The sequence below is a fragment of the Syntrophomonas wolfei subsp. methylbutyratica genome, from assembly GCF_001570625.1.
Classification (GTDB): Bacteria; Bacillota; Syntrophomonadia; order Syntrophomonadales; family Syntrophomonadaceae; genus Syntrophomonas; species Syntrophomonas methylbutyratica.
Map to the genome: position 1 here is coordinate 49,576 of NZ_BBQT01000011.1, position 20,594 is coordinate 70,169.

15 protein-coding genes, 5 tRNA genes and 1 riboswitch are annotated in these 20,594 nt (G+C 47.0%); of the genes, 6 read left to right on the plus strand and 14 right to left on the minus strand.

All coding sequences use genetic code 11. The features are described from left to right. Positions 1–519 precede the first annotated feature (519 nt). The 4 genes from AWB54_RS09265 to AWB54_RS09280 all read left to right on the plus strand — a co-directional run bounded on the left by AWB54_RS09265 (position 520) and on the right by AWB54_RS09280 (position 3,145). Positions 520–945 carry a DUF2294 domain-containing protein gene (locus AWB54_RS09265; protein WP_061214329.1) on the plus strand — a complete coding sequence of 142 codons (426 nt, stop codon included), beginning with the start codon at positions 520–522 and terminating at the stop codon, positions 943–945. A gap of 264 nt (positions 946–1,209) precedes the next feature. Further along, complete coding sequence (locus tag AWB54_RS09270; RefSeq protein WP_082736126.1) at positions 1,210–2,268, plus strand: alcohol dehydrogenase; 1,059 nt, start codon at positions 1,210–1,212, stop codon at positions 2,266–2,268. A 247-nt stretch (positions 2,269–2,515) separates the two neighbouring features. Next, the gene (locus AWB54_RS09275) at positions 2,516–2,698 is read left to right on the plus strand and encodes a type II toxin-antitoxin system HicA family toxin (protein ID WP_061214330.1); all 183 of its coding nucleotides are present in this window, start codon (positions 2,516–2,518) and stop codon (positions 2,696–2,698) included. A 33-nt stretch (positions 2,699–2,731) separates the two neighbouring features. Beyond that, on the plus strand, positions 2,732–3,145 hold the full coding sequence (locus AWB54_RS09280) for a type II toxin-antitoxin system HicB family antitoxin (protein ID WP_061214331.1): 414 nt from the start codon (positions 2,732–2,734) through the stop codon (positions 3,143–3,145). A 7-nt stretch (positions 3,146–3,152) separates the two neighbouring features. Here the strand turns inward: AWB54_RS09280 and AWB54_RS09285 are convergent, their stop codons facing one another. From AWB54_RS09285 to AWB54_RS09300, 4 genes are read right to left on the minus strand one after another with little or no spacing between them, the layout of a single operon-like run. Further along, positions 3,153–6,824 carry an AAA family ATPase gene (locus tag AWB54_RS09285; protein ID WP_061214332.1) on the minus strand — a complete coding sequence of 1,224 codons (3,672 nt, stop codon included), beginning with the start codon at positions 6,822–6,824 and terminating at the stop codon, positions 3,153–3,155. A 13-nt stretch (positions 6,825–6,837) separates the two neighbouring features. Further along, complete coding sequence (locus AWB54_RS09290; RefSeq protein WP_061214333.1) at positions 6,838–8,064, minus strand: exonuclease SbcCD subunit D C-terminal domain-containing protein; 1,227 nt, start codon at positions 8,062–8,064, stop codon at positions 6,838–6,840. Between the two features lie 30 nt (positions 8,065–8,094). After that, on the minus strand, positions 8,095–9,588 hold the full coding sequence (locus tag AWB54_RS09295; protein ID WP_061214334.1) for a S41 family peptidase: 1,494 nt from the start codon (positions 9,586–9,588) through the stop codon (positions 8,095–8,097). A gap of 57 nt (positions 9,589–9,645) precedes the next feature. Next, on the minus strand, positions 9,646–10,509 hold the full coding sequence (locus AWB54_RS09300) for a methionyl aminopeptidase (protein WP_061214364.1): 864 nt from the start codon (positions 10,507–10,509) through the stop codon (positions 9,646–9,648). A 198-nt stretch (positions 10,510–10,707) separates the two neighbouring features. Between AWB54_RS09300 and AWB54_RS09305 the strand changes: the two genes are divergently transcribed. Then, entirely contained in the window at positions 10,708–11,421 is a 714-nt protein-coding gene (locus tag AWB54_RS09305) for a LolA family protein (RefSeq protein ID WP_061214335.1), read from the plus strand. Between the two features lie 160 nt (positions 11,422–11,581). On the opposite strand, the gene AWB54_RS09310 is transcribed toward AWB54_RS09305, so the two are convergent. From AWB54_RS09310 to AWB54_RS09355, 10 genes are all read right to left on the minus strand, one after another. Continuing rightward, the gene (locus AWB54_RS09310; RefSeq protein ID WP_061214336.1) at positions 11,582–12,877 is read right to left on the minus strand and encodes an acetyl-CoA hydrolase/transferase family protein; all 1,296 of its coding nucleotides are present in this window, start codon (positions 12,875–12,877) and stop codon (positions 11,582–11,584) included. A 330-nt stretch (positions 12,878–13,207) separates the two neighbouring features. Continuing rightward, a complete protein-coding gene (locus tag AWB54_RS09315; RefSeq protein WP_061214337.1) occupies positions 13,208–14,059 on the minus strand; it encodes an ABC transporter permease in 852 nt (283 codons plus the stop codon). A 5-nt stretch (positions 14,060–14,064) separates the two neighbouring features. After that, complete coding sequence (locus tag AWB54_RS09320) at positions 14,065–14,958, minus strand: betaine/proline/choline family ABC transporter ATP-binding protein (RefSeq protein WP_061214338.1); 894 nt, start codon at positions 14,956–14,958, stop codon at positions 14,065–14,067. Then, entirely contained in the window at positions 14,959–16,032 is a 1,074-nt protein-coding gene (locus tag AWB54_RS09325) for an ABC transporter substrate-binding protein (protein ID WP_235811145.1), read from the minus strand. A gap of 155 nt (positions 16,033–16,187) precedes the next feature. Then, a riboswitch (cyclic di-AMP (ydaO/yuaA leader) is annotated at positions 16,188–16,340 on the minus strand. Positions 16,341–16,519: 179 nt separating this feature from the next. Next, positions 16,520–16,726: a hypothetical protein gene (locus AWB54_RS09330; RefSeq protein WP_235811146.1), complete on the minus strand. Its 207-nt coding sequence runs from the start codon at positions 16,724–16,726 to the stop codon at positions 16,520–16,522. 1,876 nt (positions 16,727–18,602) lie between these two features. Next, positions 18,603–18,678, minus strand: a tRNA-Lys gene (locus AWB54_RS09335). 12 nt (positions 18,679–18,690) lie between these two features. Then, positions 18,691–18,765, minus strand: a tRNA-Gln gene (locus AWB54_RS09340). Positions 18,766–18,812: 47 nt separating this feature from the next. Further along, positions 18,813–18,889: transfer RNA gene (locus tag AWB54_RS09345), tRNA-His, on the minus strand. Between the two features lie 24 nt (positions 18,890–18,913). After that, positions 18,914–18,990 (minus strand) — tRNA-Arg (locus tag AWB54_RS09350). A 7-nt stretch (positions 18,991–18,997) separates the two neighbouring features. Beyond that, a tRNA-Gly gene (locus AWB54_RS09355) sits at positions 18,998–19,071 on the minus strand. Between the two features lie 243 nt (positions 19,072–19,314). Here AWB54_RS09355 and AWB54_RS09360 point away from each other — a divergent pair. Continuing rightward, entirely contained in the window at positions 19,315–20,586 is a 1,272-nt protein-coding gene (locus tag AWB54_RS09360) for an ArsB/NhaD family transporter (protein ID WP_061214340.1), read from the plus strand. Positions 20,587–20,594 lie beyond the last annotated feature (8 nt).

Here is a 20,594-nt window from a genome sequence, read left to right on the forward strand (position 1 = left end):
CGACAGGTTCTCCACAATCCACCAAACTATTAAATTTTTAAATTTTAGCCCACACTAAAATAAACATCAAAAATTTCTGTATTATTTAGTATATATAGTCACTAGATTTTTGTCAATTATTTTCTTAAAAGTTCTTGCTCCATTACGATTAATCCTTTATTATATTTATAATGGAGGAGCGTTGAAAAACCCCTACGGGTGGCTCTGCGAAAAACCAGTATTTTAAGCGGGTTACTAATGGAACTATCGCAAGAATACTGGTATTTTTTATTATTCTCCAATATAAAGTGAGGGTTGAGACGGTATACGCGGATGTCTTTTAATTGGCGAACTTTTGTCAGCCATGCTAATGCTATAACGAGGTGAAATATATCCCCCACCTCGTTGCAGCGGTGTGTTCAAACTGCCCCGCAGTTTCTTCCGATGCTTTAAAGACAAGATTATAGATTAATCGGACGAACAAACAAAATAGTATTTGCTACTTATCGCAATAGGAGCATTTTTATAGGAGTGAATAATATGCCATTTGCACCTGATAAGAATGGGCAGTCCCATAATGCGATTAATATCGATGCTCAGCATAAATTGGATGAACGCCAGCGTAAAAAACTACAGCACGAATTCAAGATTTATATGGAGCAGTATTTTAAAGAAAAACTGGGCAAGGGCGTTGATTACACCAAGATTATTATCTGGGAAGACATGGTCATTGTCAGGGGAGAAAGGTTTCTTACCGAACCGGAGCAATTTATAGTTAAAACTGCAGCAGGCAAAGAAGTGGTCAGAGCAGCCCGTATGCAAGTAGCCCGGCAACATTCCATTGATAATGTTCCCCATTTTGAAGAAAAATTGCAAGCCAGGGTTATTCATCAAACCTATGATATTGAACCGGAGAATGATTTTTGGATACATGTTATGGTCTATGACCGCATTTTGACCAAATAGCAAATTTATATAATTACATACTCTGGTGGATTACGAAGAAACCGTAAGGGTGGCTTCAAAACAGACCAGTATTCTTATGAATTGTCTTAATGGATCGTAAGGATAGTGGTCTTTTTGTTTTCGAGCAAACCAATAGAAAGAGGTGATGTGCAACTACTTCCATGTAATATCGAAAGTATCGTAATGATTTCAAAATCGGAGGTTGAAAGTCAGAAAGGGATTTTTTCATGACATTTTGTACCTCAAGAAAGGAATGGTTAAAAAATGGCAGATACCATGAAAGCATTGGTTTACCGTGGACCCGAAAAGATAGGCCTGGAAGATGTTCCTATGCCCAAGATTATTGAACCCGATGATGCCATAGTTAAAGTAACCACCTCCACCATTTGCGGAACCGACATTCATATCTGGCATGGCGGAATGCCAGAAGTCGAACCAGGCAGAATAATCGGTCACGAATTTGTTGGAGAAGTTGTGGAAGTAGGTCCGGCAGTCCGGAACAACAAAGTTGGAGACAAAGTTGCCGTTTCCTGTGTAACTCAATGCGGCGAATGCTTTTATTGTGTAAGGGGAGTATATTCCCATTGCACCACCGGCAGTTGGATATTTGGTTACATGATAGACGGATGTCAGGCCGAATACGTAAGAGTCCCTCACGCCAACCTGGGAATGTTTACCATCCCGGATGGGCTCACTGAAGAAGATGTGCTATTCGTAGGAGACATTTTGTCTACTGGATACTTTGGTTCTGAGCAAGGCCGCATAGAGCCCGGTGATACGGTTGCGGTTATGGGCGGCGGACCGGTTGGAATGTGTGCAATGACTACCGCCAGACTATGGGGGCCTGCCGAAATTATTGCTGTTGACATCAACCAGGAACGTCTGGATTTCGCTGTGAAGAATGGTATTGCCGATGTAGGAATCAATCCCCAGAAGGTCGGTAATGTTGGCGATGCCATTAGAGAAAGGACCGGCGGGCGTGGAGCCGATGTCACCATTGAAGCTAATGGATTTAAACCCACCTTTGATATGGCAGTAGACAGCGTCAGACCAGGCGGCACTGTTTCCCTGATCGGAGTTTTCGAAAAACCTCAGGAACTGGCTATGAATACCTTGTGGATTAAGAATATTCGCATAAGCATGGGGCTGGTAAACGCCAACCGGATTCCAGAATTAATCAAATTGATTCAAAAAGGGAAAATTGACACCAATTTCTTGATTACCCATCGTGCCCCCTTAAATGATATCCTTAAAGGATACGATATCTTTGGTGGCAAGAAAGACGGTTGCCTCAAGTGGGTTGTTACCCCTTATAAAAAATAGAAGCAGAGAATAATCATATCTTATCTATAAATTCATATTGTCTTTATCAAAACATTCTCATAAACAGCTTTACCGCCCGCTTTTTCCCAAAGCGCGGCGGTTCTTTTTTAAGTAACCCTTGCTAAGAATTTTTTTGCGAAAGCATATTTATGCCATTATTCCCCACCAAAACATCAATTTTAGTAAATTCAAGTCAATTGTTTTAAATAATTTTATATAATATAATATTTCCCTAGGAGGGTAAGACATGAAACCAAAAGAACTAATGAAAATCCTGGCTGAAGACGGTTGGGCGATAGTCAGGAAACAAGGTTCACATTATATACATAAACACCCAACAAAGCCTGGAACCATACCAGTAGCCCTCCACAATAAGGATATGGCACCGGGAACCCTAAATAAAATCCTTAAAGCAGCTGGACTGAAGTAATCCCCCATCTTCAAGAGAAAGGAGTAAAGCAATATGGTTTATATCTACCCAGCTATATTTACACCTGATGAGATTGAAGGTCGTGGTGATGTATATACGGTTGATATACCCGACATTTCCGGTTGCATCACTGAAGGAGAATCTATAGAGGAAGCCATATCCATGGCCAGGGAAGCTATAGCCGGTTGCATCTTAGCGATGAAGCAAGCAGGAGAACATATCCCTGCTCCCTCGAATTATAACGATATGAAAATGAAAATCATGTTAGATAGGGAATTTGTAACACTAATTGATGTCGATCTTAATGATTATTTACGCAAAAAAGAAACGAAATCGGTCATTAAAACGGTTAGCCTTCCCCAGTGGCTGGCTATTATGGCTGAAGAGGCCGGTATTAGCTATTCTCAAGCTCTTCAAGAAACCCTTAAGGACCGCCTGGGGTTATAACGCCAGGCTACTGGAGTCGGCAGCCGGGGCCCTGCAGGATGCTGCGGCCTCCGAATTGGGCTATAACCTCTATCTGGGTGCTGATGCGCTCTTTTAAGGCGGGGACATGTGAAATGACGCCGATAAGCTTGCCATCCTGCTGCAGCCCGGCCAGAGTATTCAAGGCGGTATCGAGAACATCTTCATCCAGAGCACCAAAACCTTCGTCTAAAAAGAGTGAATCCACGCTGACCTTGCGGCTGGCCATTTGGGATAGTCCCAGAGCCAGGGCCAGGCTGACCAGAAAACTCTCCCCCCCGGAGAGGTTGGCCGTGGAGCGGATTTCTCCCGCCTGGTAATTATCAATGATATTTAACTCCAGGGGCTGTTCCTGGCTGCGCAGCAATATGTAGCGGTCACTCATCTTCTGCAGCTGGCGATTGGCATGCTTGATCATGATATCAAAGCTCAAGCCCTGGGCGAAATTACGGTATTTCTTGCCATCAGCTGAACCAATTAAATCATGCAGTAGCTGCCAGCGTTGCAGTTCCTTCTTTTGTTCCTCCACCCGCTGCAGTTGCGCCTGCATTTGCCGGCGGCTTTTCTCACTGTTTTCCAGCATGTTCCTGGCGGCTCCGATTTCTTCCCTTAGGTCAACTAACTCCTGCTCACCAAGCCGCTGTTTTTCCTCCAGTACTTCCCGGGCTTCTCCGCTTAGTTTCTGTTCTTTTTCTCGTTGCAGTTTATCCTGCCGGTCCAACAGGCGGGCCTGCAGTTCAGTGGCCTCCTTTTTTAAAGCTTCCGCTTTTTGGGCCAGGGCCTGCTGTTCCTCGGGAGAAAGGCTGGCCCTCCGGTAATCCTCTTCCTGCTCAAAACCGGCCTGCTGGAGCTTTCGGGTAAAATTCTCCTCTGAACTCTGCAGTTCCGGCGCGCGATTTTGTATAGCAACCGCCAGGGTTTTCTCCCGCTCTTCCAAGCGCAGCTGGCGACGCTGCAGCTCTTGCAGATCTTCATGGGCCCGGTTAACCATTTCCTCACCCAGGTGTATTTCTTCATCCAGGCGGGCTTCTTCTTCATCCGGGTCGCGTTCGCCATATAGCGCAAAACGGGTTTCCTGCTGCCGGCGGTATTGTTCTCGCTGCTGCTTCAGCCGCTTTTGCTCAATCTGCAAAGCCGAGGCTTTATCTTCCAGCAGGATTCGCTTCTGCCCCACTTCGTTCTGTAGTTTGTCCACCGTCTTCTCCAGGTCCAGCTTCTCTTTCTCTTTGGCTTCCCAGCGCTTTTTCCGTTCATCCAGGGCCTTCTGAATAGCAGCCAGCTTCTCCAGAGGTAAATTAACCATGCCGTATGGGCTTATTTCCTGAAGGGTTTCCTCTTGCAGCTGCTCCAGCTCACTCTTTAAGCTCAGGTATTCCTTCTGCAGGCGCTCATCCTCCTGAAGGGCTTGTTTTTGCTGCAGGATCGCCGCCTGCAATTCTTTGTCGGATTGGATAAAAGCTGTGCGGCTTTTTTCATAGTGAAGAGTCAAGGTCCCTATATTTTTTTGCCATTTTTCTATCACTTTAAGCTGCCGCGCGTGGTTTATGCTATTTTGCCGGCTCTGATTGGCCAGTCGCTCAAGCTCATCCCGGGTCTTTACCACAGATATATCCAAGCCCAGGTCATTCATACCCTCCTGGCGCATTTTGCTTTCTTTTTCCAGTTGCTTTTTTGCCTGCTCTACTGCAGCACTGGCGTGTTCCAGTTCCTTATCTAACTTGCCCCTTTGTATTTCCTTCTTCTTTAAATCCTCACTTAGCTTCTTATGCTGCTTGCGGGCTTGATTGAGCTCCTTTTGGCTTTCATCCATCTGGGGTATATTCCCTTGAGCGTAGGGATGTTCGGTAGCCCCGCATAAGGGGCAGGCTTTGCCGTCTTCCAGCTGAGCCCGTTCCTCTTCCAAATCACGAATACGGTTAAGCAATAACACCCGGGTCTCCAAATCATCAATCCTGGCGGCTAAATGGCCAGCTCCCTTTTCCCCCTGCTCTATTTCCAATACCAGTTGCTTTTGTTGCTTATCCAAGTGTTGTACTGATTCCCGCCCATCCCTTATATTATCCTCCAGCTGAACAATCCTGTCCCATACCTGCCCCAGGTTTTGCAGCTTATCATCCTGCTCCTTAAATTGCTCCAGCTCATCCCGCCACCAGGCAATTTCGTACCCCTGCAAAGCCTCTTCCAGCTTATCCTGCTCCGCCTGCAGAACATCATATTGCTGTCTTTGCAGTTCCTTATTGCTTTCGTGAGTGGCCGCTATTTCTTCCCCGGCATCCAGCAGGGATTGCAGAGCAACAGCAGCCCGCTGACGCTCAAGCCCCTTTTGCTGCCAGGCTGATAAGAGTTCCTCCAGGCGCTTAAAGGCCCGGCTAATACCGGTCAGGTTAGCAAGCAAGGCCGCATCCCGGGCATTTCCCCGCCGGTATTCTTCAATGGCGAGCAGGGCCTGGCCCATTTCTTTGGCCTTCTCTACCCCGGCCGTTATTTCCCCCTGCAAAGCGGCACATTCGCTCTCGCCTGCACCAATGACCATTTCCATGCCTTTAATCACCTGGCCCTGCTGTTTAAGCAGGATATCCATTTCCCGTACTTTTTTAGCCGTTTCCCCTTCACTTTTACGTAATAAGTTAAGTTGAATTAATTCCTTGCGGGTGTTTTCCCAGCGTTCTGCGGCTTTGCCGGCGGCCTCCTTATACCGGGGCAGTTCTTCCCGGATTCGTTCTATTTCACTTAAATCACTTTTCTGCAAATCCCGCAGGTCTTTCAACCGGATATAGGGAGTATCCAGAACCGTGGCTTGCCAGGCCCTCTCCAAACGCCAGGCCTCCCCCTGAAAAGCCTGCTGTCGTTTTAAATATTGCTGCCATTGCGCCTCAATGTCCTTGATTTCATTTTCCAATCCTATCATGCGATCCAACCAGTCCAGGGTTGCCTGCAAACCTTTTAATTCTTCCTGCCGCTCCTTCCCCCGGGCTATTTTAGTTTGCATGTCCTGGCGCAAAGCTTTTTCTTCCTCAGTACTGAGCAGCTTTATCCCGCTTATTTCCGCTTGCAGGATCTCCAAACGATTCTTTTCCTCCCGCTGCCGTTCATGCACCTTCATGGATATTTCACTGTAAATCTCGGTTCCGGTAATCTGCTCCAGTATAGGAGCGCGCTCGTCTGCCGGAGCCTGCAGGAAGGCGGCAAATCCCCCCTGGGCCAGCATGATGGAACGGGTAAAGCGAGTAAAATTCATGCCGGTGATGCGCTCCACCCGGGCGGCAACATCCCGAATTTTGTTTTCCATGATTTGTCCGCTACGAGCATCAGCTATCTCATGTCTGGGGGGTTGCAGTTCTCCTTGTGGATTCTTCCGGGCCCGCTGCTGGCTCCAATGACAGCGGTAATAACCCTCCCGGTTCTCAAAGCTTATCTCGGCATAACAACTGCCGGTATGCCGGGACATAATCTCATTGCTGCTCTTGTTCACCCGCTCCAGGCGCGGGGTACGCCCGTAAAGAGCCAGGCAGATGGCGTCAAGAACGGTGGTTTTGCCCGCTCCGGTGGGTCCGGTAATGGCAAAAATACCATCTGACAAATAGGCCGGGTGGGAAAAATCTATTATCCATTCCCCCACCAGGGAATTTAGATTCTGAAAGCGTATCTGCTTTATCTTCATGAACCAATCTCTCCTACTCTGCCATCACATCTTCCGTTAGCAGACAATCAAGAATCTCATTATACATCTGCAGCAGACTTTCCCTCTGCTCGGCTTCAACTTCGTAAGCCTCCAGACAACGCCGGAAAACCTCGCTATGATCCAGTTCACTAAGGACCTCCCCCTCTTCCATGAGGTTAATTACCTGTTGCCAGGAGCGATTATCGCTTACCCGCAAAAGATCCAGCTCTGTTCCCGCTGTTGCTGCCTCCATTTGTTCCCGCAGGTCGCTGATTATTTCCTTTCCTTCATAGATGATTTCCAACCAGGCCTTTTGGGCCTTGGACTTCAGCTCTTCCAACTGCCGTTCAATCTCCTCCCGGTCGCCCCGGATACTATGTAAAGCTTTAAAAATGGGTACCTTAAGCGGCGTGACCTCCATTTGCCCGGCGCAGAAATCTACCATTATTACCTGCTTTTCCCGCAAGGCTTCCGTAAAACCCATGGGAATAGGGGCTCCCGAATAACGGCAATTCTCCCGGCCCCCGACCAGCTGGGACTTGTGTAAATGCCCCAGAGCCACATAATCGAAAACCGGTGGGAAATCATGGCCTACATGAGCCAGGGAACCGAGATAGAGTTCCCTGACCCCGTCACCTTCCACTGTGCTTCCCCCAGCAGCGAACAAATGCCCCATGGCCACCACCGGAACCGGTCCCGGCAAAGCAGATCTGATTTCTTCCGCCCGCCTTCCCACCAGCTCATAATGGGAGCGTATTCCCTCGACCAGCTTGCGGGCTTTATCCTCCAGGCTTTCACCTGCTTCCGCGCTGCGAATATCCCGATCGCGCAGATAGGGAACCGCAGCCACGATTAATTCCGCTTCCCCTTGCGCATCTTTCAAGAGCAAAACTTCATCATCCAGGCTTTCTCCGATCTTCCCCACTATGTATACCTGCAAATGGCGCAGCAATTCACGCGGAGCGTTCAAAAAAGTCGGAGAGTCATGGTTTCCCGCTGTTATTACTACATGCCGGCAAGAAGATTCGGCCACGCGGCAGAGAAAGCGATAATACAACTCCTGGGCCCGGTTGCTGGGAGTAGTGGTATCGAAAATGTCCCCTGCCACCAGCAGGATATCGATACTTTCTTTTTCCAACAATTCCCCCAGCCAGTCCAGAAACTCTGCCGATTCTTCATATCTTTTGCGTCCTCGCAGGGAACAACCCAAATGCCAGTCCGAAGTATGAATTATCTTCATGGCCTTCTCCTTTCAGCTAGATGAATCCCCTTATCTCCCTTGCAGGTATTCCACTGCCTGAGCGTATTGCTGGTCATAGCGATTTATTAACTCCTGCCGCTTCCGGTTCATGGCCTCCTGGGTAGTGAAATCCAAGATGCCGGAAGGGTAAAGCCGCTGTTCTTGCTGAAATTTCTTAATAGCGTTAAAAGTCTTAATATCCAGAGTCATATCCGGTTTATCCAGATCATAGCCACTGGCGAAAAGAATTTTTTCCGCGTTGTAAACCTCCAGGGAACTGCTGTCCAGTCCAGGTTTGCCACCTTTTTCCAGCGGCATCAGGTTGCTTATTTCCAAACCATTAATCGGCGTGGGATCTGAAACCTTAATGTTCGGGAGCAGCCCCTGCCCGTCAATATACTTTCCCGATGGGGTGGTATAAATGCCGGTGGTAATCTTGGCCCATCCCATTATTTCACGGTCAGTGGCTTGAATGCCGTGACGAATCAACATTTCATTGCTATCCAGGCTGGAATCGGGATACAAACGGGCATATTTTTGATAGGCTTCGGGGCTAAGCAGGGGAACAACTGCCTGTACCCTGGCTTTGCCATAGGTTTTGTTTCCCAAGAGCACCCCGGCCTGGGAATCCTGTATGGCACCGGCTACTATTTCCGAGGCGCTGGCTGTCATGCCATTAACCAGCACCACCAGCTTGTACGGGGGAGATGGCAGCTCCGAAGTGTAAACCTTATCCTTCATGCCCGCTGCCTTGAACTTAATGGTGGTGATGGGGCCGGCGGGAACAAAGTGGCGAGCCACGGCCAAGGCCTGGGTTACCTCACCGCCGGTATTGTCCCGCAGATCCAGCACCAGTCTGCTTATTCCATCCTTTTCCGCTGCCTCCAAGGCGGCCTCCAAGAATTCAGCGGTATTGGAATTGAAGCTGTCAATAGCTATGTAGCCTATTCCGCCCCGGTTTTCATAGCGGACGGGATTTAATTTGATGTCTTCCCTTTTTACTTTAAACTCCATTACATTTTTAATGCCGCTTCTGACTATCCCCAGATTAACTAAACTATCTTTTTGGCCCCTGATCAATGTACTGACCTGCTCTACGGAATAGCCCATTACATCTTTTTTATCGACCGTAACTATCCGGTCTCCCGACAATAAACCAGCGCTTTCCGCCGGCGAAGAGGGAAAAACCCGGGTGATAACAATATAGTTGTCTACCTTGGATAGGGCTACCCCGATGCCTTCATAATTACCTTCCACCGATTCCAGCATCGCCTGGGCTTCTTCACGAGTAAAAAAATCACTGTAGTCATCCAGACCCTGGAACATGCCCTTGAGTGCCCCCTGCGTAATTTGCTCCTCATTGACCTCAAAATAATAGCGGTCTTTGATAAAACGCATCATTTCCTGCAGATAGCTGTTATCGACGGCATCAGCAGCGTTTGCCGGGATTGCTGAACCCAACGGAGTAAGCAAGAGCATGAACAGGCTCAGGATTATTAGGACAGCCGAATTCCGGTTTTTCATCAAAATCCCCCTCACAGAATGTTTACAAAACCTTTATTAGAACCCCCCATTGGGAATCTATTCCGTCATTACCTCTACCCCGGTTTCGCTTACCCTCACGGTATGCTCCCACTGGGCAGACAGCGAATTGTCAGCCGTCACCGTAGTCCATCCATCATCCAGTTTCCGGCAGCGATAAGTCCCCACATTGACCATAGGCTCTACCGTAAAAGTCATATTGGGAACCAGCAGCATGCCGCTTTCCCGAGGGCCATAATGTGCTACAAAGGGATCTTCGTGGAATGCCAATCCCACCCCATGCCCGCCAAAATCACGCACCACGGAAAAACCATGTTTATTGGCATACTGTTCTATGGCAAAAGCAATATCCCCAATGCGATTGAAGGGTTTGACCTGCTCAATTCCTAGATAGAGGCACTCCCGGGCTATCTTTACCAGTTTTTGGGCTTCAGCAGAGACTTCGCCTATCATGAACATCCGTGAGGCATCCCCATAATAGCCGTCTAATATGGAGGTAATATCTACATTTACGATATCACCCTCCTTAAGTTTTCTCTCACTGGGAATACCGTGACATATAACTTCATTAATGGAGGTACAAACACTGGCGGGAAAACCCTGATAGTTAAGGGTTGCCGGATAGGCGCCGGCCGCGGTAAGCGCATCATTAACCCAGCGGTCAATTTCTGCCGTGCTGATTCCCGCTTCAATTCTTTCTTCCACCAGGTTTAGGATGCTTTTGGTCAACTGGCAGCTCCGGCGAATACCTTCAATCTGTGCTTCCGTTTTAATTAGCTTTCGATCCGGAACCAGAATACCCCTTCTCTTGAAATCCTCCAGGTAAAGGTCTTGCTCCATGTGGCACTTCTTATATTTCTTTCCACTCCCGCACCAGCAGGAATCATTACGCGATAAAGCGATAATCCATCCCTCCCTTTTCAAGTATCAACCAGAATAATTATAGCATAAGCTCTTACTCCTCTCCTATCTGGCTTATATATCAGGAAGAACCGTCCCTGTGATATACCTGTGATATATTATCCTTGCAGCAAAAAAGAAGGAAATACGCATAGAATTAAGAATATATTATAAAAAGTAAAAACGGAGAGGATGACGAACTTGAAGAAAAACCTGTCTTTAACCCTGTGTTTGCTGGCCCTGTTCTTGTTAACCGCAGTAATAGCCGGTTGTGGACCCGCAAAAGAAAGCAGCGCCCCGGCTGATAAAGAGGCGTCAGCCCCCAGCAGCGACAAATCGAGTGGCAGCGAACCAGTATTAAAGGATTTACTGGGCAAAGGAAAAGCCGTAAATGAAATGTCCTTTGATTGCGAAACCCAGGTAGGGGAGCAGAAGATGCTGGTGAAAACCTGGATTAAAGGGAAGAAAGTACGCAGCGAAATGGAGAGCCCGGAAGCTGGCGGCAAGATTATTAATATAATCGATAGCGCAGCAGGCGTAGTCTATGTTTACCAACCGGAACAAAAGGTGGCTACCAAGATGGACATATCCCTGGCCCAACAGGATGGTTCCAGTTCCCCACAAGAAGACCTGGAGGCTATGAACCCGGATAAGATGAAATATCTTGGTAAAGATACCATTGACGGGAAGAAGTGCCTGGTTTACGAAATTACCGAGGACAATATTGGAAGCAGCAAAGTTTGGTTGTGGGAAGAAAACGGCATACCTCTCCGTATGGAAGCTACTGCTGACGGCGAAAAAATGGTGATAGAATACCGCAACATTAAAGTGGGGGGAATTCCCGATTCCATGTTTGAACTGCCTAAGGGAACCCAGATCATGGAGTTCAATATGCCCACTATGCCCACGCCATAAAGAATCAGCAGTTTCCGTTATGTTGTAGCACGATTAAAAAGCCAGGAGGAAAACGCCCGCCTGGCTTTTGTTTTTTTATTCAAATCATAAAAAAGGGCAAATCCGATTAAACTCTAGAGTAATCCAAGAATTTCTTTAGTTGGCTTGATACTGTCATCTTCTACCATATCATATGGCGCTCGGCCTCGCTTTTTAGATAATCGCGGAAATTAGGATGAGCAATATTGACCAGTTCTTTTACCCTCTCCCTTATAGAGCGCCCCCGCAAACAAGCTACCCCGAACTCGGTGATAACATAATCCACATCCACCCGTGAGGTGGTTACCACCGTACCGGGGTCGAAAAAAGGTACAATACGGGAAACTTTATCGTCCCGGGCCGTAGAGTAAAAGGCCAGAATGGATTTCCCACCGGGGGATTCCTGCGCACCGGTAACGAATTCCTTATGCCCGCCGGTACCGCTGTAGAGACGAGAACCTACCGATTCGGCACAACATTGCCCGGTCAAGTCGATCTCCAGCATGGAGTTGATGGATACCATTTTATGATTGCGGCCGATAATGGCCGGGTCGTTTACCACGCTTCCCCGGTGAAACTCCACCGCCATGTTTTCATCCAGAAAGTCATACAGCCTCCGGCTGCCCAGCCCAACATCGGTAATAAACTTATCTTTCCACAGGGTCTTTTTTCGGTTGCTGATGGCTCCGGCCTCATAAAGATCCAGAATGCAATCACTAAACATCTCCGAATGCACCCCCAGATCCTTTTTATTTCTTAAGCTGTACGCTACCGCCCCGGGAATACTGCCAAACCCGATCTGAATGGTGGAACCGTCTTCAATCAAATCCGCCGCATAAGCCCCGATCAGGTGATCCTTTTCCGTAAGCACCGGCGGATCCATGGTAGGGATTTCCCTTTCGCTTTCCACGATATAATCGATTTGCGAAATATGCACATGTGTATCGCCAAAGGTTCGGGGCAAATGGGGGTTTACCTCCATTATCACCACATCAGCCTGCTCAACAAAGTCTTTTTCCAAAACGGTAGAAAGAGAAAGAGAGAGGTAACCGTGCTTATCCATGGGGGAGGCACAACCAAAAAAAACATTGGGCCGGCGATGAAACGTACGCTTACTGCTGAATTGATGCAGTTGCAGCGGAACATAGGATACATTCCCCTGGGGGTGGGCCTGGCGGGGAGCCTTGCTGTAAAACCAGCTGTTCAAGAGAAATTTCCCTGCCAGTTCTGGGTTCATAAAGAATTCATATTCACCCATCATCATAGCATTGACTACTGAAACATTCTCCACTTTGTCTTTAATATGATGCAGATTACTCAAGAGGGTAACCGGCTCACAAGCAGCCAGGCTGCAGACAATCTCCTGCTTGCTTCTAACCGCTTCCAGCGCTTCCAGCACCGGAACCAGCTTGCGCTGATAGAGTTCCTTGTAATTCATACAACACCTCATATTTTACGAGTTTTATGCTTCAATCATTGGTAACAGTATTATAAACCAGGGCTATCCTATTGACAATTTGCTTGTTACTCTACTGTATCATCGATGATTGTACCATAGCTTGGCCATCGAACAAAGAGTAAATTTGCCATACTAGAAGATTCTTCTTTCCCGGTAAACAAAACACCTGGCCGGAGCCAGGCGTCTTTTATAATTAAGGAGGGGATAATGTCTTTTTTATATTAACACAAGTCATTGTCATTTTTTGTAATATCAGGACAGGCTGCTAAATTAATTTTACTTTCCACACAATCATTTAAGCGGGTGGCCCTAAACCCCGGGGGTATCCCAGCGCCGCACCAGGCCCTGGGTCAGGCGATCGATTACAATGGCCAGAACCACAATAGCCCAACCCGCCTCAAAACCTCCCCCGACATCAATGCGGTTGGTGCAGATCAAGACCACTTCTCCCAGTCCCCCGGCGCCAATCATACTGGCTATTACCACCATGGCCAGTGCCATCATAGTCGTCTGGTTGATTCCCGCCAGGATAGAGGGCATAGCCAGAGGAATACGCACTTCTTTCATTAACTGCCAGGAAGTAGCCCCGAAGGCCAATGCCGCCTCCTGCACCGAAGATGAAACCTGGCGAATCCCCAGGTTGGTAAGACGAACCACCGGGGGCAGCGCATATATTACGGTCGCCACTACGCCCGGCACCTTGCCCAGGCCAAAGAGCATCAAGGCCGGTATAAGGTAAACAAAACTGGGCATAGTCTGCATGGCATCAAGTATAGGTGTAACCAAGGTATTGCAGCGGTCCGAAACCGCCATAGCGATGCCCAGGGGAATTCCCAGAAGCAAAGAAATGATAACCGAAACAATTACAATGCCCAGAGTTTCCATGGCAATTCCCCAGAATCCGAAAATTCCTACCGTGAAAAGCAAAAGACCCGGCATAATGGTCTTCACCACTTCGTGGGTCTGCCTCCAGGCAATCACTGTTACCGCGATAATCCAAAGCCACCATGGAATAGCCACAAGTATATGCTCTATCTGCAACAACATCCCCAGCACCATGTTGCTGAAAGCAGTGAAAAAGGGCTCCCAGGCCACCGTAATCCACTTGACAAAATCGCTGATATACGGTGCTACATGAAATTCAATATCTGATGGAAACAAAAATATCACCTCCCGGCGCGGGCACTGGCATGGGCTTCGATGCTCCGCACCCGGCTCACCCGGCCCTTATCCAGTAATTGGGCAATTCTCTGTTCGTCTTGAACAAAACGCTGTACATATTCATCAGCCGGGTTCATTACTATCTCCTGAGGCCGGCCTACCTGAACGAAAACCCCCGCGCCCATTACCGCCATGCGATCACCTAAACGCAAGGCTTCACCTAAATCGTGGGTTACGAAAATAATGGTCTTTTGCCACTCCTTCTGCAGCTTGATCAGTTCATCCTGCATTTCCCGGCGAATCAGAGGGTCCAGCCCACTAAAGGGTTCATCCATCAGCAACAGGTCCGTATCCTGAACCAGGGCCCGGGCTATGCCCACCCGCTGCTGCATACCGCCGGAAAGCTGGTGCGGGTATTTTTTCTCCCAGCCAGCCAGGCCCACTTGCCGCAGCGCTTCCTGAGCCCGGGATTCCCGCAGCTCACGTGCCAGGCCTCTTAACTTGAGCCCAAAGGCTACATTTTCCAATACATTGCGATGGGGCAACAAACCATAATGCTGAAAAACCATGGCCGCTTCACCCCGGCGAAAGGCAGTAAGCTCCTCCGCATCCATGGAAGTGACTTCTTTTCCTTTTACCCGGATAACCCCAGTGCTGGGCTCAATCAAGCGGGTGAGACAGCGAATCAAGGTTGATTTTCCACTACCGGAAAGTCCCATAATAACGAAGACCTCACCTCGTTTAACCTTAAACGAGACATCACGAACCGCAATTACCGCTCCAGCAGCTTCAGCCTTTTCTATGGCCACAGGATCAGACAAATCCAAGGCTTTCTCCGTTTTATGATAAACTTTCCAAAGTCGCTCAACTTCAAGCAGGTTAAAATCCTGCATCCCCATCTACTTCACCTCTTCCAAAGCCTGGTCCAGCTTGGCAGCTACATCGGCTGGAACCCAACCGTGCCATTCATCCTTGTACTTCTGCAAGAAATAGACGGCAGCCGCTTTTTCATTATTATTATGGTCGCTCATATAAGCCAGAAAATCATTATTTTGTTCCAGGCTGGTTTCATAGTTCTGCAAAAATTCCACCACTTCCGGAGCTCTTTTCTCCAGTTCGCTGTTAATTCCTATTAAGACCTGAGCGGACGGATAGGAGCAAGCCCGGTTGCTTTCATCCTGCCAAACGGCATCATCAAAATCCGGCTCTTCCAAGCGGGTCATTTTCAGCTTGCCCATTACCCAGGTCGGTTCCCAGTAATAGCCGAACCAGGGCTCGCCCTTTTCATAAGCGGAAACCATGGAAGCTACCAGAGCGGGATCCGAGCCGGTAACAAAATTATTATAATTCTTATCCAAACCATAGCTCTTGATTTTCACCCCGTTTATGCTGGTACAATTCCAGCCCGGAGGGCTGTTGTGAAAGCGCCCCTTGCTCGGAACTTCCGGGTCCTTGAACAGTTCCCAGTAACGAGGCAGATCGCTGATTTTCTTAAGATCGGGTGCAGTCGCTTCTAAACCTCGCTCCGCATCTCCCTCTATCATGTAAGTCGGTACATACCATCCCTGCGGGGCGTCCGGGAAATTAGGACCCAGATTCTTCACCTTGCCTGAAGCCAGGGCCTCTTTCCAGGCTTCCTCGATATTGTCGGCCCAAACCTCCATATAAATATCGATATTTCCCTTTACCATACCTTGAAGAGCAGGCAGGGTTTCCGCAAACAGGTATTCCGGCTCGGGATAGCCATAACCGTGCTGCAGAATATAACCTACTATCCGGTTATGTACTTTGATGCTGTCCCAGCTAACATCGACCAGAACCAGCCTGGGCTTGTCGCTTCCTTCCTGGGTTCCGCTATCTCCCCCGGTCTTGGACCCACATCCCATTAAAAAGGAAAAGCAAAATAATAGCAGAAACGCCAGAAGCAAGCACCTGCTGCGTGAGCGGCGCAATAAGATTTGTAATTGTTGCATAGAAAAAACTCCTTACCGGCAGGCAAGAAAAACGGATAAATTTGTGGGGCCAGGAATACAAAGCTAGGAGAGAGCAAAAAACTCCCTCCGCCAAATGCGGAACCTGGATTATGCTGGATTACACTTATCTAAACTATGTTTAAGAGATAAAAACCTGCAACACCCGTGTCGCCTACGAGGTTAGCTGACGGGCTCGGGCTCGGGTCAGCCCTATCCCCTTCCTGGCCATATTACTCCAGGAACCGGAAACTCGCCCCAAAAATGGTTTCCCCGCGTTTCTCTACCAGAAACTTCGGCCTGCCTATTAATTTATTTTATATTAATAGCTTAAGTAAGTTATTTTTTTAGGTCAAGCTGCAAATTCCAGCATATTGCCAGGTTTAGAAGTGAAAACCAGTAAAACCGGGCGATTGGGTCTTATATAGATAGAAATCCATACCAAGATGATTCTAAAAATGGATTGAAAGAATAATCAAACAGTTATTATTTATTTAACTCTACGCAGGTGGGCAGTCTCAAGTTGTAACACATCGACCTTTGCTTCAATGCGGCCTAATGCCATAATAATACGTTCGTTAATGTCGTTCTGTACTTCCCGGGCATCGAATAAAGCCCTGACCTTTTCGGTCAGCTCGTTTTCCATGCGTACCTGGCTGGCGTCAACTTTATCGACCTTAGTTTCCAGATTATCCAAACGAGTATTAACCTGTGTTATAGATTCCTGTATGGTGGTTTGGTTTTTTAGTAATAATTCAAGTATCTCCCTATCCGTGATCCCTTTCCCCTCCCTTTTTCTTTAAGGCTTCTATTATCGTTATAGCCGTCTCTATATCATCCTTGGTAGCCTTGCGTCCCACATGGAATAAAGCCTTTCCAACAGGGAGTCAGAGTTTTTATAATCTTCTTCCATTTAATTAATTATACCACAATCTCCCTATTGATAAGGGATTGTAAAGACCGTTCGTTATCGAAATATAAAGTGGAAAATAAAAATCGCGTTTGATTCCGTATAAGGCTTCCTCCAATTTTTCATCAGATAAATCGGGTTTTATTTGAGATACTTTATTCGACATATGCTTTAATAAGTGCCTATATCAAGAAAATAAACCAAACAGGGTGCTGACTACGAATTATTTCTATTTCTATATAATATTCACCAGAAGAGCTCTCACCCGCTGCTTTACGAACTTCAATAGCATGTAATGAATTTACGATTGCTTCGAAAAGTGGAATAAGCGGCCTGTTTTTAGGTAAAGTAAAATCCTTACCCTGCCTTCCAGATTAATCGAATACATCTTCCTCGCCTATTCCTCCTCCATCCTGTATTATGAGTTTATCATAGTACAGGATGCTAATTATTATTTTTCTATATTCCTTGCGTTAATACCTCTTCTTTACTCTACTCAGGAAAGGTGGAGCCCCGGCCTTTAGCCAGAGCTCTATTTGACGAATATTTTTCCAGATGTTATCATACAATTAATAAAGGAGTTGCCGCTTTTGCTACGGCGGCTAGTCCTAAATCGTTCTAGACCGCCTTATTCAGGCGGTCTTGTTATTTTCTGAGCATTATGCACAGGGAAACAACTCCCAAGATTACTAAGCAGAATTGGAACAATTCGCCATATGTAATCATTCACCCCCCTCGCGGGAAAGTGACCAACCGCCAAACGGCAACTCCATGTACTATACCCTACAAAACTCTCGGGAAATAATACTATAATTCAAATGCTTAAGTTTTAGTATTGCTCTTCGCCATTTACTGCAACCTGCATCGCGTGCATAGAGCCGGTTTGACCGACCACGTTGTCTATTCCTTTTACATTTGCATAACTGTTGCCGCTTAAAGTCCCCCATACTTCTACCGCATCCCCAACTTTGGCCTCAAAGTGATCATGCTGGGCATTACGTAACCATGTTCATTCTTGACAAGCCAGACGCTGGGGCCACCTATGTTTTCGATTGTATCAAGCTTAACGATTCCACCTTTTTAAACCTGCATTCTCGACTACTCATAACGAGGTTTCAGTATAAACACAGTAAAATCGGGTGTTATAAAACCTCGCCAACCTTTCAAAGCCATCGTTACGAGAAAAACGCATAACGAGTGAACTTTCAGGTACTAATGAGGAAGGAAATGTCCATCTTGATACTTCGCCATGCTATTACCTCCACTCAGGTGTTATTTCAGCGCTCGGCGGGGAGTGGAGCGGCACCCCCGCCTGGTGACGGCTCGGCCTGCCGTGGCTGAAAAGATAAAGCGCCCTGCTGCCTGGCCGGGCAGCAAGCGCCTGTTAACAATTTGCTGTATGCAATTGTCCTATTTTAAATAATAACACGGATTCAAGAATAAAGTGGTCCGCAAGTGGGCACAAAGTGGCCCTTTTCTGGGCACAAAGTGGCCTTAGTGATGAATTGTATGTTGTATGTAGTAGGATTAAGATAGGAAGGGTTTAGGAGAGAAAAAAAATCCAGAACACTATGTGACCTAAAATGTGACCTTTTGCCAAATATAGGAATTAAAGAAGGTCACGCAAAAGCCCTCCTAACTTGGAGGGCTGCTTGTTTTCAACTGGTGAGCCATCCAGGACTCGAACCTGGGACACCCTGATTAAAAGTCAGGTGCTCTACCTCCTGAGCTAATGGCCCTTGATAATATTATGGCTGGGGTGGCTGGATTCGAACCAACGAATGACGGAGTCAAAGTCCGTTGCCTTACCGCTTGGCTACACCCCAACGGTACTGAGTATAACTAAGATACTACCGGGCTGTCAAGGGTAAAATGGGGTGGATGATGGGACTTGAACCCACGGCCCCCAGAGCCACAATCTGGTGCTCTAGCCGACTGAGCTACATCCACCATGTAAAGGCCGGACAAATTAAGTGGCGTCCCCGGAGGGATTCGAACCCCCGGCCCACGGCTTAGAAGGCCGTTGCTCTGTCCAGCTGAGCTACGGGGACATAAAAATGGAGCGGGTAGAGGGAATCGAACCCTCGCAACCAGCTTGGAAGGCTGGGGCTCTACCACTGAGCTACACCCGCCCGCAAAGAGTATTATAACTTTTTTGTCAGGCTATTTCAAGTGAGAAATTAGCCTTACGATATCCAATAATAATACGAAATATGCATCCTGGCAAGTAAATAATGACATCAAATCTCATTTTTCTATATAAACCTGTACCCAGTACCGGAAAGCCAAGCAGGCGTAAAGTTGTATAAATAGATATTCAAGCGAGGAATATAGGAGTATATTAGCTTTATACGAGTATCAAAGAGGTGAAAGAAATGGAATGGCAGATATGGTTTGCGGGAATTCTTTTTTTAATTATTTATACGGTAATAATATCCGAAAAGATTCACCGCACCATAATAGCGCTCTGGGGAGCGGCCCTGCTTATTATACTGGGAATTCTAACCCAACAGGAAGCCATTAATTATATCGATTTTAATACTATCGGCCTGCTCTTTGGCATGATGGTTATCGTAGGGATAACCCGTAAGAGCGGTATTTTTGAATATGTAGCGATTAAGGCGGCTCATTCAACCGGCGGCGATCCGGTCAAGATAATGATTACCCTGAGCATCGTTACAGCTGTGGCTTCCGCTTTCCTTGATAATGTCACCACCGTTTTGTTAGTAGTTCCGGTCACGATATCTATCTGTTCAGTCCTGGAGGTCAATCCGATACCTGTTTTCGTAGCCGAAATATTTTCCTCCAATATCGGAGGAACAGCCACCCTCATCGGCGATCCCCCCAACATAATGATAGGAAGTGCAGCCGGCCTGGGGTTTATGGATTTTATTAAGAATTTAACCCCGGTTATTATTGTAATATTTATTGTAACAATATTGCTTTTAAAACTTATCTTTAAAAAGGATTTGCAGAGCAGTAAGAAAAACATGACCAAATTAATGGCTATGAACCCTGATGATGCTATTAAGGATCAGGTTTTACTAAAAAAATCACTTCTCGTAATAGCTGTTGTAATAATTGGTTTTGTTACTCACCAGTATCTGGGTCTGGAATCTGCAACGATAGCTATTACCGGAGCCACCTTACTTATGTTGATTAACCGTCAGGATCCGCAAGAGGCTTTATTAACAGTTGAATGGGCCACTTTATTTTTCTTTGTAGGACTTTTTATCCTGGTGGGTGGCCTGGAGAAGGTCGGGATTATCGAAGGAATGGCCCGGGAAACGATAAAAATAACTCGGGGAGATGTTACCCTGTCAAGCATTTTTATTCTCTGGTTTTCAGCTATTGCCTCGGCTTTTATTGACAATATTCCTTTTGTGGCTACTTTTATACCTTTGATTAAGGAAATGGGACAGATCGGGCATATGAATATAATGCCACTATGGTGGGCATTGTCACTGGGTGCCTGTCTGGGTGGCAACGGCACTATTATAGGTGCCTCGGCCAATGTTATTGTATCGGGTATAGCCGCACAGGAAGGTTATCCCATGACTTTTATTTATTATATGAAAATCGCCTTCCCCTTAATGTTGGTTTCTATATTAATCTCTATGGTATATCTGCTGATTTTCTTTGTTTAAGATTTTTA

Bases quoted from the DNA above. Each gene is read 5' to 3' on its own strand.
- AWB54_RS09265 (WP_061214329.1), top strand. From the start codon at position 520: ATGCCATTTGCACCTGATAAGAATGGGCAGTCCCATAATGCGATTAAT.
- AWB54_RS09270 (WP_082736126.1), top strand. From the start codon at position 1,210: ATGGCAGATACCATGAAAGCATTGGTTTACCGTGGACCCGAAAAGATA.
- AWB54_RS09275 (WP_061214330.1), top strand. From the start codon at position 2,516: ATGAAACCAAAAGAACTAATGAAAATCCTGGCTGAAGACGGTTGGGCG.
- AWB54_RS09280 (WP_061214331.1), top strand. From the start codon at position 2,732: ATGGTTTATATCTACCCAGCTATATTTACACCTGATGAGATTGAAGGT.
- AWB54_RS09285 (WP_061214332.1), bottom strand. From the start codon at position 6,824: ATGAAGATAAAGCAGATACGCTTTCAGAATCTAAATTCCCTGGTGGGG.
- AWB54_RS09290 (WP_061214333.1), bottom strand. From the start codon at position 8,064: ATGAAGATAATTCATACTTCGGACTGGCATTTGGGTTGTTCCCTGCGA.
- AWB54_RS09295 (WP_061214334.1), bottom strand. From the start codon at position 9,588: ATGAAAAACCGGAATTCGGCTGTCCTAATAATCCTGAGCCTGTTCATG.
- AWB54_RS09310 (WP_061214336.1), bottom strand. From the start codon at position 12,877: ATGAATTACAAGGAACTCTATCAGCGCAAGCTGGTTCCGGTGCTGGAA.
- AWB54_RS09320 (WP_061214338.1), bottom strand. From the start codon at position 14,958: ATGGGGATGCAGGATTTTAACCTGCTTGAAGTTGAGCGACTTTGGAAA.
- AWB54_RS09325 (WP_235811145.1), bottom strand. From the start codon at position 16,032: ATGCAACAATTACAAATCTTATTGCGCCGCTCACGCAGCAGGTGCTTG.
- AWB54_RS09360 (WP_061214340.1), top strand. From the start codon at position 19,315: ATGGAATGGCAGATATGGTTTGCGGGAATTCTTTTTTTAATTATTTAT.